We start from the raw sequence: 17,324 nt of genomic DNA on the forward strand, positions 1-17,324 counted from the left end.
GGTCGTGCGTTCGGGCATTTTCGCACTCCGTTAAGTCACTTTGCCCCGTACCGCACACACTAAAAAACCAGCTCCTTAGTATAGGAGCTGGTTTCTCTTTATTTCGTATGAATCACAACCGTCGTCAGTGGGTCGATGGTAATGCCATCTTTATTCAGCTCGAAACCGGATGGATCTTTCACTTTTTTGCGTCCAGCTTCGTCATTGTCGACGAGCACTTTTCCTTTTTTCAAGTTCTCATCAAGAGTCAATGTACGTGTTTCGTCATCGGCGTTGATGAACACGTAATAGCTTCCTTTCGCTTTCTTACCAGGATCGACCGCTTTATAAGCGATCATCAAATCGGTATCCTGGATTTCAGGTGCATCCAAAAGCGTGACGTTTTCTTCGACGGCTTCCTCAGAACCGAGGCGGAAAGCATCTGTCCAGCGTCTCAGTTCAATCAAGCCTTTCGTATATTCCATCGTTTCCTGCTGGATACTCGGCTGTGATACCGCCTGCCAGTCGAACTGGTTGATGATATCGGTAGAATCATAGGAATCATGGATGAAGTAAGGATCCTCGAACGGATTCCCGTTTTCATCTTCCATATAGGTCCACTTATCTTCTGGAACGCCATCGACTTTCCACTGCTTCGTGCGGCCGTATTCCTGACCGGCATGAAGGAAAGAGATTCCCTGACTTGTCAGAATCATAGAGTTCCCGAGTCGGATCCGTTTCTGGATTTCCTCTTCATGCTTCGCCGGATCTTTTTTAATAGACTGCGCGATGACATCATGAAGCGTCAAGTTGTCGTGGGCTGCGATGTACTGAACGATATCGCCCGGATCATCTTCTGTCACATTGCCAGGCTGACCTTTGATATTGTTAAAAATGGTATCGATGTTACGAGCGCCGCCTGTAATGAAACGCGGTTCCCCTTCACTTCCGAAACCGGACTTCAGTTCATTCCTGATCTCATCAGAAAAGACAGCGACTCCATCTGTTTCATCCATCCAATCCTGGTCAGCAGGTTGAACGCCTTCTCCACCGTTATCGCCGGCATACGTTCTCCAACCTTCTCCAAGCATCAAAATGTTCGGGTTCAAAGCTTCCGCTGCGTCATAAGCGGCTTGGACACTTTCTGCATCCAAATCACCCATCAAATCGAAACGGAAACCATCGACTTTAAATTCATCGACCCAATATTCAATAGAGTCGACCATAAGCTTGCGGGACATTTCGTGAGTCGTTCCCACTTTTCCTCCGCCGTAACCTGTTTTGGTATTGCCTTCCTCATCCATGAAGTGATAATAGTTCGGGACAAGGTCTTCCAGGATGCTCACTTTGGCTGTGTGGTTGTAGACGACATCCAAAATGACGCCCATCTTGCGTTTGTGGATTTCATCAATCAGCTGCTTGAACTCTTCAATTCTTTCTTCCGGATCTTCCGGACGCTCGGAATACATGCCGGAAAGAGCGAAGTAACTGTGAGGATCATAGCCCCAGTTGTAATTGTTCCCTGAAGCGGAATACTCACGCTCACGTGTACTGCTGTCGAGCTCATCCCCGAAATAATACTTCATGACAGGGAGCAGTTGAATGTGTGTCACACCCAGTTCTTTTACATAATCCAATTTTTCTACAAAAGCATTGAACGTGCCGAACTGGGAATCCAATTCACCTTCGATGCTCGGGTCAGATGTGAAGTCACGGACGTGTGCTTCCCAAATGATTGCATCTTCACGCTTTTCATAGCCTTTGATTTTGGCAAAATCAAGTTTAGGCCCGATGTCTGAAGGATCGACGATCGCCGCTTTTCCTACATCATCGTTATCCTCATTGTTTGAAGCCGCCATTGATTTAGCGTAAGGATCGAGGGCAAGTTTTTCTTCTCCATACGCCTCGATCTTATATTGATAATAGTAGCTGTTGAGGTCTTTGATACCCGTATTATCCTCATCCAACGTCACCGACCAGACGCCATCGTCCCCTTTTTCCATCGGGATATCACGGTTCCCGACTTCATACTGGTCGTCTTTATCATAAAGAACGACAGAAACATTCGTCGCCATCGGGGACCAAAGCTTCAGTTCAGCTGTCCCGTCGTCATGTAACGTCGCCCCGAGGTCATCCCCGTCATATGCGAACCTTTCATCCATCAGCTTCCAGTCGACCATCACATTCGTTTCTTCTTCTCCATATTGGATGGTGTACGTCTGAGTAAGATCCAGCGCTTCTGCGGTTTCCAGACGAACATCTTGTCCATCCACCTCAGTAGATTCAATGGCGATGCGCTCTCCATCTGCGCCCTTCAGAACAAATTCAGAACGATCGGCACTTTCAATGACCTGGCTCATCTTCGCTGCAATGAGTGTGTCGTTCTTGATTTTCGCCGACTCCACGTAAGTCGTCAGCACAGGTTCTTCCAAATAGACTTCCTCCTTACCTTGGACCAGCCAGAACTCCGTTTCACCGGTCGTTGGAAAACTACGATCATTCGGAGTATCTTTTAGATCCCCCTTATGTACGATAAAGTTCAATCCGTTCTCGATGTCGATGACCGGGATTTCCACAGACATTCCGAAGTCCGTTTCAGTCGTAAACTCCACCGGGTCCGACCAATCCGTCCCTTGTTCAATCGCAGGATTAGAACCATCCTGATTCCATAGATGCAGTCCCCAACCTTCGTAATTTCCATCTAATCGCTTGTAGTTAATGGTAACGGTTTCATTTGTTTCTGCAAAAGTCTTTGTTGAGCTGACCGACGTTAAAGATGTCGGACTCGCCAGCAAGAACACAAGCACGATGCTGATGACAACTTTCCACCACTGTCTCCTCATCCTCAAATCATTCTCCTCCTTTAAAGGTTTTCTGAGTGCCATGCACACCTTTTAGTGCAAACGCTTTCACAAACCAATATACCATAGATTTCCTGAATGTGAATAAATGTTCAGAAAATGATTGAAAAGGAAACGATTGTCCTGTTTCTATAGTCCCAAGTTCTAAACCTCTGTTCTTTGAATACATTGAAGGAGGATTAACGGGAGGTGTTTGTATGTCAGCAGCACGTGTTCTCATGTGGGTCACCGCCGCTTTAGAAGCATTCTTAGGCATCCCTTTTATTGGAGGAACCTTCGTCATCTCATTATTTTGGACTCCCCTGGCCGTCATGCTTATTCTTCATATCATCACCCTTGTGCTTTCCCAGCAGAAAGGAAGGGAAACGAGAGGAAGTATCCTCGGCATCGTCACCTCATGTATCGGCTGGGTACCTTTCGTCGGTATGGTCATGCACATTTTGACAGCGATCTTTTTATTCATTGATGCAGCAGAAGCGGATCCCGAACTGGAAAAACAGCCGGCATAAAAAGGCGCCTCATAGCGAGGCGCCTTTTTTCAATAGAGTTCTAATTTTTGCTGTTCGTTATGAAAAGCCCGGAGTAAGACCAGGAACACAATCTCAAGGATAATCATGACGGCTATTCCTATGATAAATAACGGGATAACCGTGTTTTCCGGAAGGTTCATAGAGAAAGGCAAGAGCGCGTAATAAAGGATGTGAGCAGTTAGATAAAAACTGAATAGCTTGCGTGCTCTTACTTGAAGATCCTCTTCTTCCTTTTTCTTCGCCCAATCGATGAACACCTGAAACAGATAAAAGACCAGCACCAGTTTGAGCACTCCTAACGATTGATGGTAAATCGTAGGAAGATCGAAACCCATAGTCACACCCCCTGCTGTTCCTGAAGGCTGGCCTAAAAAGGCTTGCGGAATCGCAATGAGACTGATGATCAAGGCGGTAGTTCTCGCCCCCTTCATCCCTTTCAAGTTCCCCTCCATTCCATTCAAGGCACTTAAAACTAGGAGATACCCGATGAAATCAGCTAAAATCTCAATTTGGCCGAGGTGGATGTCGATTAAAACAAGCAGCAGACCTCCGAAGATCCGGTGAAAGGGATTCATTGGCTCCCCCTCCTTTCGATGAGGAGTTCCATCTGCTCTGGCGTGAGCTGCGGGTCATTCGTTACGTAGAATGGCTGAGTGAATGGGTTGCCATTTTCCGTTGTACCTGCCATTTCAATTTCATAAGAATAAGCGCGAATCGCGTCCGGCTTTTCTTGCATCGTCAGCCTGATCCGGTCTCCCCGCTTCATTTCAATGGGAAATTGGACTTCTTCCAATGGAGCACCAGCCACGCGGCTCCATTCCTCATTCAGTTCTTTGTTGTGCGTGCGCGGTCCGCCCCCATCCGGAGTACCTGTTGTACCGATTGACGGGGTGTACAATTTCTTCTTTAAATCTTCATCAACTTCAGGAAATGGTGAGGTCATCGATTCTATTTTCAAATCCTCAACGACCGTATAAGAGCGAAACGAGCGTCCATTGCTGCTGCTTGAGCTTGATTGTTGACGAAAAATTCCATTTCCCTCTCTATGTTGACTGGATGTAACCTTGCCAATATCCGCTACGGTTGTTTCCCCATTATTAAAATGAATCGTAGCTTGTCCTTTATGATCGACACTCAACTCCCTCATTTTCTGCTCATCAAAGACTACACTTTTCAGCAAATAATGTGAGGACCTGCTTTGAATATCCGGCCCATAGGCAGGATTCTCATTTTGAAACGCATAATAATCCGATTCCGCATGTAAAGTCGTTCCATCACTAAACTCTACACTCCTGACACGTGCCGGATTATCTCTATTGGTTAAGTAATAAAGCTCGAACATCCCGATTCCACCGTAAAAGTGTTCAAGAAAAACTGGTTCCTCCAATTGCTTGGATTGATAGAACCAGAGATTACCTCCCCAGCTGATTAAAACGATCAGCAGAGCAATCATAAATGTTTTTCCTTTCATATGTATCTTCCTAACTTGTATTCTTTTCGTTATGAGAGGTTCAGACTTCCTTGTGCGCTGTCCGGGCTTCTTGCGCGCGGTCCCGGGCTTCCTGCGCGCGTTCCAAGGTCAGGGTTTCCTATTCCAACCGCGATTGTCCTGAAAAACACCTGAAGAACAGACCATCCTCATGTTATGTACAATCCTGACGTTTGATCCAACCTACCACCACTAAAAGAGACTGATGCTCTTCATATCAACACCGTGATGATTGGAATGAAAGCAAGGAGAATGTAAAAAGCCGCGTATTTCCTTTGTTCATCCATCCAATTTTGTATGCCGAGTAATAAGAAAAGTCCTCCTATGATAAGCGCATTGGTTTGGGAGGATGGGTTGAAATGTTCATTAAAGAGCCTGACCATCATCCAGATCATGGCGATGACACCACAGAGGGCGATGAAAATCCGAAATGCTTTCATGCGGCCATGCTCCTTGTTTCTATGTATTCCTCGTAATAATACTCTTTCGCTTCCCACTTCTTCTTCCCGTCCCGGAACCCTGTCACAAGACCAACCACTAAGAAAATGGCCCCCATGATCCATGAGGCGTTAGCACCTAGAATCGCAGGTAGTAAAATATCCAACGAATTGGTCACAGATGAACGTAGCTGGAAAAGCGTTCGACGGTCTCTCCAGCGTTCATCCCAAATCCGCCACAACTCTTCATTCGTTTTCCTGCTCATGTACGTTTCATAGAGGAAAAATCCATAAAACACGACCGCGCCCAAGTAAAAGAGACCTGGAACTTTATCGAAAAAGATCTGCCCTAAGCCGATACATAAGGCCATAATCAAAAATAGATGCCAGACCGATTTACGGGCTTTGTTCCTAATTTTTTTCTGGTCCACGCTTTCTTTTTTTAGTGCTTCTTCCATTCGAACCCCTCGCGATCATATGTAATCAGATAAATATGAGACCATATAAGGAGATGCTAAAAATGAGGACGCAAAGAGTAATCGTAATCATCGGTTCTACTTTCTTTCCCTTTTCCCTCATATCCCGCACTCTCGTAATAACGACCGAAGGTGCCAGGAAAACCCATCCCCATTCTGCTCGGAATGGGAGATCGGTGAACAGCATCAATAGAAAAATAAGAACGGCGGCACCAAAGAGAAAATGCCCCAGCCATCTCCAAGTTTTTTTCAAATCGTTTCCTCCTCTACTACACAGGCTAATAACAATGGATGTTCTATTTTTATAGAAACATGGCCCTTTTCAAAGAGAACTTATTGGACGGATGAAGTACACTTCAACCTTCAACTCCATAATAAACTGTACAGAGAAAACCCAAAAATACATACGCTAAATGCAATAGCAAGTACCGGTTCGATTTTCTTCCCATTCTGGATGTCTTTTACTCTCATAACCACCACGGATGGCACGGAACAAATCCACAGGAACTCCCATCGGAAAGGGAAATCCGTAAACAGCGGTAGGATGAGGGCTAAAAAACCAGCGACTAGAAAAATAATCCCTACTCTGTCCCAAAACTTGTACATGAAATCCCTCCTCAACGCTCCACCGGTCCCATTGTAACAGAAATTTCCGTTTTTATGGAAAAAAATAACCCTTCCTGGACTAGGAAAGGTTACGTTTCATCGACCGGATAGACCCCGTCTTCATCATGGATTTCATCCCCGCTGATCGGTGGATTGAACACGCAGATCATCCGCATATCCGTTTTCGCCCGCAGAATGTGCTCATCATGTTCATCGAGGGCATAAAGGACGCCCTGTTCGATCGGCCATGTCTTTTGATCTTTGAGTGTGACGACTTCTCCCTCCCCTTCGATACAATAGACCGACTCCAGGTGGTGCTTGTACCAAATATGCGTTTCCGTACCGGCACGGATGATTGTGTCATGGACCGAATAGCCCATGCCGTCTTTCTTGACGATCAGGCGCCGGCTGTTCCACGTCCCTCCGTCAACATCCTGACTCGTCCCAATCACATCTTTCAGAGCTACAACCTTCACTGGATCTCCTCCTTCTTTTCCAATCTATTCCCTATCCATAAGAGTAGAACGCGCCCTTTTCCAACCTTTATGTAAAAAAATACACCTGGAGACCTACGAGAATTACACCTACAGACGCTGAGCAAAGGCGAAGGAAAAACCTATACTGGATGTAGATGAAAAAAAGGAGCGATCATGATGAAGAAAATTTACAAAACCTTGCTAGGTGCAAGTTCCTTGATGGCGCTGGCCGGCTGTTCATTCGTGCAGGCGGGTGAACAGGTCGAAGAGACACTCCGGGTCGAGCACGCGGAAGCTGAAAAACTGAATGTGGAGATCGATATGGGAGTCGGAGCGCTTACCTTAGGAACAGGAACGGAAGACTGGCTGGAAGGTTCCTTCCTATACCCTGAAAACCATTGGATTCCAAAGCTCTCTCATCGAAACGACACGATCAAACTTACGCAAACGAAGCAGAAAAAGAAAATTATGAACAAACAAAAGAGTGAATGGGATGTTCTCTTAACTAAAAACACCCCTCTCGACCTTTCCATCCAGACGGGCGCAGCAGAAACAACCCTGGATCTAACCGAAGCTAAATTGCACAACCTCTCGATTGAGGCAGGCGTAGGCGAATGCACGGTCGATTTATCAGGAGACTATGAGGAAAGCTTTGATAGCAAAATCCAAACAGGGGTTGGGGAAAGTATCGTGTACCTGCCTAAGAAAACAGGTGTGAAAGTCACCGCAGAGAAAGGAATTGGAGAGATTCATATGGAGGGTCTGACCAAGATGGGAGATTCATGGGTGAATGAAGCCTACGATTCCAGTGCCACACGCATCCATATCGATGCGGAAATGGGAGTCGGGGACTTGACGTTCATCGTAAAATAAAAAACCGCTCGTGCGATCCGAGCGGTTTTCCTTTTTCCAGTTCCACATCCCCTTCATGAACGGAGCCGTACTTGACGGGAGTTCTTCACCTTATACATTTCCTGATCCGCTTCATCGAGAATCGTTGCGAAATCACTAGCGCCGAACTCGAAATTACGTACTCCGATACTGATCCTGATGGGAATGGTGTGCTCTTCTATAAGAAAAGGTTCTTCGAACGCATGGTGGATGCGGCCACATAGTTCAGCCGTGCTTTCCCTATGCTGGATTTCCTGGAGAATGACGAACTCATCGCCGCTCAACCGGTATACCTGGCCTGTTCCCTTCACTGATTCGTGGAGGGCGAAAGCGATGTAGCGGAGCACTTCATCTCCCGTCACGTGCCCATATGTATCGTTGATCGCCTTGAAATCATCCACATCAATGAAAAGCATGGCGAATTCGCCGCTTTCCTCATCACTCAGGAAAAATTGCTGTAGCGCATGTCTATTCGGAATCCGTGTCAAATCATCATGTAAAATTGTGTTGTGGGAGCGTTCGAGGTTCGCCAGTGTCTTGTTGATGTTTGCATTCAGTTCCCCCACGATCCCTCCCGTGTGAAATTGACTCCGCGCCGATAAGTCACCGTTTTTGACCGAATTCAATACACGATTGAAGTGATGGATGAACATTTTTGTGAAGAAATAATAGATCAAATAATTGACGGCTCCGAGCAAAGCCCCTGCAAATGCGGAAGCGATCATAAAGAACACAAACTGTTCGCCCGGAATGGGGATGAACTGATCGAGGGTCAAAGAGAACCCTGTGCCCAGAATGACGCCAACAGCGATGTAGATGAAAAGCATCCATTGTAAGTAATTCGATTTCATAAAATGACGACCTTTCCAGAAGGGTAAGAGCTTACTTCTAAGCATCTAGTCTATTTGACCTGAGCACTTTGGCTCTACGATAGGAATTACCCCTCCCATCACTTCTGAAACCTTCCAATGTTCAAATGATGCCGGACAAGGATTCCGGTTCTCTTCCGAAGGTCCTACGACCTGCAGACTTGAAATTGTTCTTGCCCGTTTTTGTTTTGAGGTCTGTTGAATTTTACGATAAAGAAGCCCGGAACAAAAGTCCCGGGGTTTACATTATTCTTTGATCATGGTGATGAAAGGACACGCTTCTGTTTGAAAGGAAGCCTGTTCAACAAACCCCATGTTTTCATAAAGACGGATGGCCCGTTTATTGAAAGTGGCAACGGAAAGGCGGACGGGCATCCCTTCATTTTCCTTAAGGATTTCAGCAAGGACCGTTTTTCCAAAAAGGTGCCCGTGCCCCTGTCCCGTCAACGATGGATGCATACCGAGCCCCATGTCGACCGCAACTTCCGCGTAAACGCCATCTTTCTCCCCGGCCGGAACTTTCGCACTTTCCCCCGTACAAAAGAAGCCGATCAGTGCTCCTTCCTCATCCAGAACCGACCGATAACTTCCGTCCAACCGCTCGGCAAGTGCCTCTTCTGAGAGTTCCACATTGTAAAAATCATAAGGCGGCTCGTACGTCCACCGGAGAGATTCTTCCGCATATTCTTTCGTCATGGCTTGTACAGAAAGGTTCAAGCTGCTCCCCCCTCTTTCAGCACCAGTCCTTTTCGTATTGTTCCATCTCGGCAAGCATCATCTGCAGCCGAGATTTCTCCGGCGCTTTTGTTATTTTGTGTTTCTTTTCATACCGATACGCCCCTTTGCGGTGCGCTTTCGCCAGTTTTCCAGGGTGTTTCAGCCACGGATGCCTCGGCTCACTTTCCTCATACTGTCTCACGTTCAGCAGAATGTCCATGTGCTTCCGGATGATGCGCTCCCGGTGATGGCGGTAATAATCGGCACTTCTGTTTTTCATACGATCCACGTCCTGTTCCTCGAGATTTGACACGATCCCGTAAGGAGGCTCAAGGAATTCACCCTCTCCCTACAGGAACGTATCAAATGGCGTGGGGATCCTCATGACTCTGCACCTCTTTCTCTGCATCAGGCAAGCAGACACTCGTGTTCATAAAGATACGCATACCTCAAATCGATGAAAAGGAAGTGCTGATCCGTCAGCGGGAAACTGAACGTCCTCACCATTTCCTTCGTTTCGATATCGGAATAAAGACCAGAAAGCAAGCCAGTATTGAGCGCTTTCATCTGCATCACGTTTTCAAGGAAATAGGGACGGAACGCCCAATTGGATCCGCGTTTGTGCGGTTCCAACTCCCATACATCGGTCTTTTTCCTGAAGTTCGAGGATACTTGCTGACCGTCGATGTGGCAGACGAACATCCGGAAGCTCTCCTCATCGAACTCCTCGGTGATGCCTTCGATGAAAACGTCGGATTTCTTCGGCCCTTCCCACTTGGGCAGAAGGTTCTTCACTTTTTTCTCCCATGCTCTTATGAAATCATGGCGCTGCTGCAACAGACTCTTTTCACGCTGGACATAGCCGGCCATCTTCCCCCCGATATCGAGAGCCAGTGACTCCCGGGTGACCGGTTGGAAAGACGGATACCCAAGATAGAAGCCCTGGTAGTAGCGGCTGCCATGTTTCCATGCGAAATAGAGCTGGTAGTCATCTTCTATGTTTTCAAAAAGGAGCGCCGCCCCAATACGGTGGGCAAGCATCGACAGCGAGAACATGATGTCATGGAACGTGTCGCCGTTTTGCTGGCGGATGATTCTCGAATCGATTTTCAAAATATGCGGCTCCAGCTGGCGGATGCGGTCGATGTTCGAGCTCTTCGCCCCGACATGATCGACAGCGATCTGGATGCCGTAGGTTTTGTAGTAGAGAAGCAGATGGTTCAACGTCTCGAACTCCTCATCAAAATCGTGCTCGGTGACTTCGATGACGACCCGCTTCATATCCAACCCTTTTTGCTCATATTCAAGAAGCGATTGCAACAGGTCGTCCCCGTCATTGATCATCAGCTGTTTGGCATTGCGGTTGATGAACAACAGCCCGTCGGTCCCTTTTTCTAAAATCTGGTCGACGGCAAGTCTCAGCACATGTTGATCGACTTCGACTTTGAATTCTTCCGGAACATCAGGGTCAAGAAAAAAAGGACCGAGACTGTGCCACTTGCCATTTTCTTCGTAACGCGCCAGTACTTCATGGCCGATGACGTCCTGATTGATGGCGCTGACGATCGGCTGAAAGACTGGTCTGATTTTATGTAAGTTGCCTAAGATATCGAGTGGATCCATGTGTCCCCCTCCTGCTTTTCTTTATCTGTACCCATTATACATGATTCTTCTTTCTTTGAATAAAAGATAACCCAACAGGGAAAAGAAGAAAACCATGATTGAAATTTCTTTACGAACTAGAAACTTCCTAAATACCATATACACGACCATACTATTCGTCTGATAGAGTCATATAATACGGGGAAGTCTTGAAAGGAGACTGACTACTATGAAAACTGTTGTCATAGATGCTGGTCACGGAGGGTCTGATCCTGGTGCAACCTATCGCGGATTCCAGGAGAAGACCTTTAATTTGTCTATCGCCATGAATGTCCAACGCATCCTTTCGATGAATTACCAAGTGAGAGTTCTCATGACACGTACAACAGACGCTACGGTATCCCTTGCGGCCCGTACAAGTCTCGCCAATCGTGAAAATGCCGACTTTTTCCTATCGATTCACAACAACGCGGCTGGAGGAAGCGGATTCGAAACGTATATCTATAACGGACCGCTCAGTCCCAATACACGCACCTATCAAAATATCATCCACGACTCCACCTACCGCGCCATCCGAGGATATAATGTACGCGATCGTGGGAAAAAACGTGCCAATTTTTATGTAACGAGGGAGACCGATATGAGTTCCCTGCTCATTGAAGTCCTTTTCGTCGATAACCCTGGTGACCTGGCCCTCCTCAGAAATTCTGCTTTCATCAATGATGTGAGCCGCGGAATCGCAGAAGGTGTCGCGGATGCGCTCAATCTATCAGAAATGCCGTCACCTCCCCCAACACCGAACCCCGACGTTTTGTACCGGGTCATCGCAGGATCGTTCCAGAACCGCGAAAATGCCGAACAACGGATCGAGTTGCTCGCCGCCCAAGGGTTCCCTGGCTTTGTCGTACCGACGACGATCTCAGGAACAACGTATTACCGAGTGCAAACAGGCGCTTTTTCTAATGAAGAAAACGCGAAAGAACAGGTAGAGCTTCTCAAGCGCATCGGCATTACGGATGCTTTCATCGTCAGAGGAGAAGATCCCCCTGCCCCACCACAGCCGGAACCGGAAGAGCCTGAAGATGACTTGTTCCGTGTGGTCGCAGGGTCGTTCAGAAACCGAGAGAATGCGGAAGAAAGAGTCACGGCTCTCGCCCAGGAAAGCATCGATGGCTTTATCGTCCAGGCGGAGATCGACGGTCTCACGTATTACCGTGTTCAGACCGGAGCCTACGCTGACAGGGAAAACGCAGAGGCCGAAGTGGAACGCCTCGAATCCATCGGCATTACAGGTGCCTTCATCACCGGCGGAGGGTCAACGCCACCGACTGTGCCGGACCCTGAACCCGAGCCAGAACCGGAACCACCTGTAGACGACGGGGGCTACAAGATCCTCGGAGATATGTATTTGACAGCCTGCCAGCTCGATGCTTACGCGAAAACCGTCAACCCTGACGCTCCTGACCTCGGCCGCTTCTATTTGAAATATGGAGAAGCATACGGCATCCGCGGCGACGTCGCTTATGCCCAGGCCCTAAATGAAACCAACTACTTCCGCTTCACTGGAGATGTGCGAGCGGACCAGAACAACTACGCTGGCATCGGTGCGACCGGTGGCGGCGTTCGCGGAGCCACTTTTGAAACACCTGAAGAAGGCGTCCATGCCCACATCCAACACCTTTACGCCTATGCATCAATAGAAGCGATCCCTGCAGGACTTGAAAAAGTCGATCCGCGCTTCGACCTCGTCACCCGCGGCATCGCACCGACGTGGACCCGCTTGAACGGCCGGTGGGCTGTTCCCGGGGATACGTATGGACAGCTGATTTTGCAGCTTCATGAGCGGAATATTAATCATGCGCTTGAAGAGATGGATGAGCAACGCGTGCAGTTGAATGATGTGCTTGATGAGATAAAAAAATGAGCCAGTCTCCTACTCTAGGAGTACTGGCTTTTCTATTATTATAAGCTTGTTGCCATCCAAATGAGTAAAAAAGCAAATCCTACAGCAGCCACGAGGTGAACACCATTTCCCTTCGTTATTCCTTTTGCTATATCAAAGTCTCTAAGAATAATGGCTCCCCAACCCGCTGAAACCAATAGAATAATAATGACTGACATAAGCGTATCATTCATAATAGCCCTCCATACTATTCTTTAGGACTCTATTACCTGGAGAGGCTACTGACAAACCCTTTTGGTCCATCATATACCAGTTAAAGGAGAAATATATGATCTAAAGGCATCAATAAACACCTTTAAAGATACAATCCAGCTCTTCCCCTTGCACTTTTCACGCGATACCATTAAAGTATATAATGGTTCAAATCCTGCCTAAATGGTAATGGATATAATAGAAACAATACATTTACAAAAATACTATGATTATTTTCAATAAAGAAAGGGTTCAGATAGATATGAAAGAGAATTTCTGGCATGAGTTGCCGAAACCGTTTTTTGTCCTGGCACCGATGGAGGCCGTCACGGACGTCGTGTTCCGACACGTCGTGAGTGAAGCGGCGAGACCTGACGTGTTTTTCACAGAGTTCACGAATACGGAAAGCTACTGCCATCCAAAAGGAAAAGACAGCGTACGCGGGCGTCTGACGTTCACAGAAGATGAACAGCCGATTGTCGCCCACATTTGGGGAGATAAACCCGAATACTTCCGTCAGATGAGTATCGGGATGGCGGAAATGGGCTATAAAGGAATCGATATCAACATGGGCTGCCCTGCTCCGAACGTCGCGACGAAAGGGAAAGGCTGTGGACTGATCCGCCGTCCTGATGTGGCAGCAGAGATCATCCAGGCATCCAAGGCTGGTGGACTTCCAGTCAGTGTGAAAACTCGTCTCGGTTATACCGAAGTGGACGAATGGCGCACATGGTTGAAGCACCTATTGGAACAGGATATCGTCAACCTTTCCATCCACCTTCGTACGAAAAAAGAAATGAGTAATGTCGACGCACACTGGGAGCTGATCCCGGAGATCAAGAAACTCCGTGACGAAATAGCTCCACACACGCTTCTGACAATCAATGGAGACATCCCTGACCGTCAAAAAGGACTTGAGCTTGTTGAAAAGTACGGCGTAGACGGAGTCATGATCGGACGTGGAGTCTTCCACAACCCGTTCTGCTTCGAAACAGAGAAGAAAGAGCACACGAGTGAAGAACTGCTCGACCTTCTGCGTCTGCAGCTCGATCTGCATGATAAGTATTCCGCAGAACTCGAGCCGCGTCTTTTCAAACCGCTCCGCCGCTTCTTCAAGATTTACGTGCGCGGATTCCGTGGGGCGAGTGAACTCAGAAATCAGCTGATGAGCACAGAATCGACGGATGAAGTCCGTGCTCTGCTTGATGAATTCACCGAGAACTCAGGAGTGAAGGAAGAACAAAGTTTTTCCATTTCTTAATTATTGCAACCAATTCCGAGAGAGAAAAGCCATCAAGGCTTTTCTCTCTTTTTTCATCATTGTAAAAACTGTGTCACGACATCCTGCGACCAGCACACATCCTTGTTCGTTGCTGATGCCTCGTTTTTGCACAGTACATAACCCTCAAAAGAGGATGGAGTAAATCCCTGGAGGAATAATTATAAAAAAAAGCATGGATCCCATCCATGCTTTCAATGCTTAGATATTAAGCTTCGAGTCCTGTGTAATGAACATCTCCATAAACACGCCCCAATGATGTATGCAGACGTTTAGAAATATTCTCAGCTTTTTCCATCGAGATATCGGTTTTAACGACGATCGTTTCGAAGTTTCTCTTCATACTTTTATTGGGCCATACATTCACGAAAACGTCATATAACGAGTCATCTTCCTCGGTCGCCTGCAAGTAAGAGATCGTGATATAGTTCCCGCCAATATCTTCTATTTTTTGTGTGATTTGATTGTAGTCCATAGGTTTCACCTCTAATAATAATTAATCTTTTGCTTCATAAGCTAAAGAATGCCTTTTCTACTATACATGAATTTGAGGGAGGAAGATAGTACGTTTTTGACCAATCATCCATCTCCTCTAAAGACAAAGCCACTGTAAAGTCTGTGACAGTCCTATCTGTCATTTCATCAAGACTTGCTCGTTGAACATTTTCAACGTTCATCATACAAGGTTCCTGTCAAAAGGAGTCTGGGGGTATGTGAACCATTAGCATTCCCCAGCCTAAAGTTTTAAAACTATTTGTTTCTTCAATTCCTCAAAGTGATCAGATTTAATCATTCCCCCCTTTTTTCATTGGCATGGCGTCCAGTTTCTGATGCTTGATCTATATTTTCGGTTGCCCTTCATGGATCTTTTCCCTTAAACATTTTATGTAGTTCTAAGATAGCAAAGCACCAAACATCTTCCTCGCTGATATTTTCGAAACATCTCCATAACCTCTTTTGATTATGCTTATCAGAAAGGCGATAATTAAGGTATTTTTGAGAAGGGAGTTTAGGTAAGAACAAACAAAATGGAAACCTTATTCCCTCCCAGTTAAAGCCTTTCACTATCCTATAATCGTATGGTCTACATCCATTTGAATTTCTTTTCCTATATGATAGAGAGAAGATCGCTTTCCATATTCACCATGGCTCCTACCATTAACGTCACTCTTTCCCCCTAAACCAAGAAACTGCTCGGAAGGCTTGAAGTGAAGACCAACCACTGGGATCTTTGAACGAGAATAAGTACTCAGTTGATACCTGGCTGCCGGGAAATCATCCACTGATTTTACCTCACCAAATTTTCCATTCGTATTCATTGTATCAAACCTTTTACAATGTTCACGCCCTAAAACCACGATTAACGATGGGGCTAAGAAATCGAGTGTTTCTACTAAGAGGTTTTTAGTAAACGCTGCATGTAACAGTTGCTTTTTTTCACGTAGCTTTCCCATCTGTGATTTAGTGGGAATAGGAAAGAAATCTGTATGAACAACGGGCGTGTAAGCGTTGGTTTTATACAAAGAGCCTCGCATGCCATTTAAGAACCCTTCCAGTTTCGCTCCGTTTTCTTTTCCAAACCAATTGCGGTACGCCGTATTCCTATGAAAATATGTACGAAAATACTTGATGGATGCTTTTAACTGTTGTTCATCCTGTTTGTAATCCTCTAAAGAAACCCCTTCACTCCTAATGTACAATCTTGATTGACTTCCCGTTAATAACTTCTTGTCACGTCCTAGAAATTCTCGTGACGAAGGGTTTGTTCCGATTGTTACGATATTACCTGGCACATTTTCACCGAACCAAACGACAGGAGTGGCTCGATCAATGAACTCCCGCTTAAAAGGTGTTCGATTGAGTTCAATTTGAACATTGGTCGCTTTTTTTAGAAGGGACATTGCCACTCGCATCTCACTCATAGACATGGATGATAAACCTATTTTAAACACTCCTTCCATTCATATTCCCTACTTCTTTCTCATAACCTCTGCATTCTTCACGAAGTAAAGGAACATTCACCTTTGATCCTGAAAAAAATGCTCTAAACTCTAATACTTACCTGATACCCTGCGTAAAGAAAACTTAATTTCTTCAATATGCCACTCTCGTTTGTATCTGAATGTAAAAAAGCCATGCTGAGTTATTCAGCATGGCTTTTTGATTCATCCTTTTAAAGGGTGCTATTGCACATTATGTACTCCGTGCTTAACGTAGAGGAACCTTTTTATTTCTTCTCGATAGTACTCTTGGAATAACAGCAGTTCTTCCTCAGATAAAGGAGCTTCTTCCCCTCTCCTTCTCTTCAGTACTTTTTCTATCGTAGAAGAAAAAGAAGAACGCATCGCCCGCCGTCCAGCTTCATCCTTTGAGTAAATCTTACCCTCTTCCAAATAGAGATAGACACGTAGGATATTCAATACAGCATAAACAGGATCATCCAACACTTCGTCCAAACAATCCTCATAGTCATTCAGAATCGAATCCAGGTAGTCCTTTTCAGGAATCGAAGGAAACACCTCCGTAATCGGCCTCCCGAACAGAACACATCCTTTATGAGAAAGGATGGTTACATGGGCCGCTAAATCCGGGTCCGTTTTCTCATGATGATTTGAATATGTAACTCCACCGTTCAAAAACCGTTCCCGCCAAGCTTCGCTATAATGGTAGTCATAAGGACTTGGATGCTGCCAATGATTGAGTTGATGTTGATTCATGAAGGAAATTTCAATTGGAAAGGGAGATCCTGACTTTTCTAATAAAAACCCTGTGACCTGTTCCGCGTCTTCCTTACTCATGGGATGTTCCGTCACGACAATCAGGTCGACATCACTCCGTTCAGGTATGAACCCGCCTAAAACGAGCGAGCCATGTAAATAAACGCCAACTAAATTCTCTCCGATGATTTCATGGAATTTCTCTGTACATTCTACGAGAAAAGAATCGATCATTTCTCC

General features: G+C 46.1%; 20 protein-coding genes. 4 read left to right on the forward strand and 16 right to left on the reverse strand.

All coding sequences use genetic code 11. The annotated features are described in order from the left end of the window. Window positions 1–98 precede the first annotated feature (98 nt). On the reverse strand, window positions 99–2,822 hold the full coding sequence (locus tag HFA01_RS15550) for a pullulanase (RefSeq protein WP_146818048.1): 2,724 nt from the start codon (window positions 2,820–2,822) through the stop codon (window positions 99–101). A 215-nt stretch (window positions 2,823–3,037) separates the two neighbouring features. On the opposite strand from HFA01_RS15550, the gene HFA01_RS15555 reads away from it, so the two are divergent. Continuing rightward, a complete protein-coding gene (locus HFA01_RS15555; RefSeq protein ID WP_146817973.1) occupies window positions 3,038–3,349 on the forward strand; it encodes a hypothetical protein in 312 nt (103 codons plus the stop codon). Between the two features lie 29 nt (window positions 3,350–3,378). Here HFA01_RS15555 and HFA01_RS15560 read toward each other — a convergent pair whose 3' ends face one another. The 7 genes from HFA01_RS15560 to HFA01_RS15590 form a co-directional block, all read right to left on the reverse strand. Continuing rightward, window positions 3,379–3,945, reverse strand: coding sequence for a hypothetical protein (locus HFA01_RS15560; RefSeq protein ID WP_146817975.1), 567 nt, complete (start codon window positions 3,943–3,945; stop codon window positions 3,379–3,381). Next, window positions 3,942–4,841 (reverse strand): hypothetical protein, encoded by a 900-nt coding sequence (locus HFA01_RS15565; RefSeq protein WP_146817977.1) that lies wholly within the window; start codon window positions 4,839–4,841, stop codon window positions 3,942–3,944. The genes HFA01_RS15560 and HFA01_RS15565 overlap by 4 nt, the downstream gene beginning before the upstream one ends. A 230-nt stretch (window positions 4,842–5,071) precedes the next feature. Continuing rightward, window positions 5,072–5,299 carry a hypothetical protein gene (locus HFA01_RS15570; protein WP_146817979.1) on the reverse strand — a complete coding sequence of 76 codons (228 nt, stop codon included), beginning with the start codon at window positions 5,297–5,299 and terminating at the stop codon, window positions 5,072–5,074. Continuing rightward, complete coding sequence (locus tag HFA01_RS15575) at window positions 5,296–5,754, reverse strand: hypothetical protein (protein WP_146817981.1); 459 nt, start codon at window positions 5,752–5,754, stop codon at window positions 5,296–5,298. The genes HFA01_RS15570 and HFA01_RS15575 overlap by 4 nt, the downstream gene beginning before the upstream one ends. A 25-nt stretch (window positions 5,755–5,779) precedes the next feature. Then, window positions 5,780–6,025: a hypothetical protein gene (locus HFA01_RS15580; protein ID WP_146817983.1), complete on the reverse strand. Its 246-nt coding sequence runs from the start codon at window positions 6,023–6,025 to the stop codon at window positions 5,780–5,782. A gap of 110 nt (window positions 6,026–6,135) precedes the next feature. Then, window positions 6,136–6,378, reverse strand: a complete 243-nt coding sequence (locus HFA01_RS15585) for a hypothetical protein (protein ID WP_146817985.1) — start codon at window positions 6,376–6,378, stop codon at window positions 6,136–6,138. Between the two features lie 89 nt (window positions 6,379–6,467). Further along, window positions 6,468–6,854 carry an ectoine synthase gene (locus tag HFA01_RS15590; protein WP_146817987.1) on the reverse strand — a complete coding sequence of 129 codons (387 nt, stop codon included), beginning with the start codon at window positions 6,852–6,854 and terminating at the stop codon, window positions 6,468–6,470. 177 nt (window positions 6,855–7,031) lie between these two features. Here HFA01_RS15590 and HFA01_RS15595 point away from each other — a divergent pair, with 177 nt between their 5' ends. Continuing rightward, window positions 7,032–7,727 carry a toast rack family protein gene (locus tag HFA01_RS15595; RefSeq protein ID WP_167506257.1) on the forward strand — a complete coding sequence of 232 codons (696 nt, stop codon included), beginning with the start codon at window positions 7,032–7,034 and terminating at the stop codon, window positions 7,725–7,727. A gap of 53 nt (window positions 7,728–7,780) precedes the next feature. Here HFA01_RS15595 and HFA01_RS15600 read toward each other — a convergent pair whose 3' ends face one another. The 4 genes from HFA01_RS15600 to HFA01_RS15615 all read right to left on the reverse strand — a co-directional run bounded on the left by HFA01_RS15600 (window position 7,781) and on the right by HFA01_RS15615 (window position 10,954). Next, a complete protein-coding gene (locus HFA01_RS15600; RefSeq protein WP_167506258.1) occupies window positions 7,781–8,596 on the reverse strand; it encodes a GGDEF domain-containing protein in 816 nt (271 codons plus the stop codon). Between the two features lie 264 nt (window positions 8,597–8,860). Further along, entirely contained in the window at window positions 8,861–9,331 is a 471-nt protein-coding gene (locus HFA01_RS15605; protein ID WP_146817993.1) for a GNAT family N-acetyltransferase, read from the reverse strand. Window positions 9,332–9,347: 16 nt separating this feature from the next. Next, complete coding sequence (locus HFA01_RS15610; RefSeq protein ID WP_146817995.1) at window positions 9,348–9,611, reverse strand: hypothetical protein; 264 nt, start codon at window positions 9,609–9,611, stop codon at window positions 9,348–9,350. 128 nt (window positions 9,612–9,739) lie between these two features. Then, window positions 9,740–10,954 (reverse strand): EAL domain-containing protein, encoded by a 1,215-nt coding sequence (locus tag HFA01_RS15615; RefSeq protein ID WP_146817997.1) that lies wholly within the window; start codon window positions 10,952–10,954, stop codon window positions 9,740–9,742. A 208-nt stretch (window positions 10,955–11,162) separates the two neighbouring features. On the opposite strand from HFA01_RS15615, the gene HFA01_RS15620 reads away from it, so the two are divergent. Next, window positions 11,163–12,857: an N-acetylmuramoyl-L-alanine amidase gene (locus tag HFA01_RS15620; RefSeq protein WP_146817999.1), complete on the forward strand. Its 1,695-nt coding sequence runs from the start codon at window positions 11,163–11,165 to the stop codon at window positions 12,855–12,857. Window positions 12,858–12,895: 38 nt separating this feature from the next. Here the strand turns inward: HFA01_RS15620 and HFA01_RS18965 are convergent, their stop codons facing one another. Next, window positions 12,896–13,069: a hypothetical protein gene (locus tag HFA01_RS18965; RefSeq protein WP_167506259.1), complete on the reverse strand. Its 174-nt coding sequence runs from the start codon at window positions 13,067–13,069 to the stop codon at window positions 12,896–12,898. Window positions 13,070–13,350: 281 nt separating this feature from the next. Here HFA01_RS18965 and HFA01_RS15625 point away from each other — a divergent pair, with 281 nt between their 5' ends. Then, a complete protein-coding gene (locus HFA01_RS15625) occupies window positions 13,351–14,349 on the forward strand; it encodes a tRNA dihydrouridine synthase (RefSeq protein ID WP_146818001.1) in 999 nt (332 codons plus the stop codon). A 226-nt stretch (window positions 14,350–14,575) separates the two neighbouring features. On the opposite strand, the gene HFA01_RS15630 is transcribed toward HFA01_RS15625, so the two are convergent. The 3 genes from HFA01_RS15630 to HFA01_RS15640 all read right to left on the reverse strand — a co-directional run bounded on the left by HFA01_RS15630 (window position 14,576) and on the right by HFA01_RS15640 (window position 17,318). Then, a complete protein-coding gene (locus HFA01_RS15630) occupies window positions 14,576–14,842 on the reverse strand; it encodes a hypothetical protein (RefSeq protein ID WP_146818003.1) in 267 nt (88 codons plus the stop codon). 589 nt (window positions 14,843–15,431) lie between these two features. Continuing rightward, window positions 15,432–16,328 (reverse strand): hypothetical protein, encoded by an 897-nt coding sequence (locus HFA01_RS15635; RefSeq protein WP_146818005.1) that lies wholly within the window; start codon window positions 16,326–16,328, stop codon window positions 15,432–15,434. Between the two features lie 222 nt (window positions 16,329–16,550). Then, window positions 16,551–17,318 carry an aminoglycoside adenylyltransferase domain-containing protein gene (locus HFA01_RS15640; protein ID WP_146818007.1) on the reverse strand — a complete coding sequence of 256 codons (768 nt, stop codon included), beginning with the start codon at window positions 17,316–17,318 and terminating at the stop codon, window positions 16,551–16,553. Between the last annotated feature and the right edge of the window lie 6 nt (window positions 17,319–17,324).

Source organism: Halobacillus faecis, assembly GCF_007991335.1.
GTDB classification, from domain to species: Bacteria; Bacillota; Bacilli; order Bacillales; family Halobacillaceae; genus Halobacillus; species Halobacillus faecis.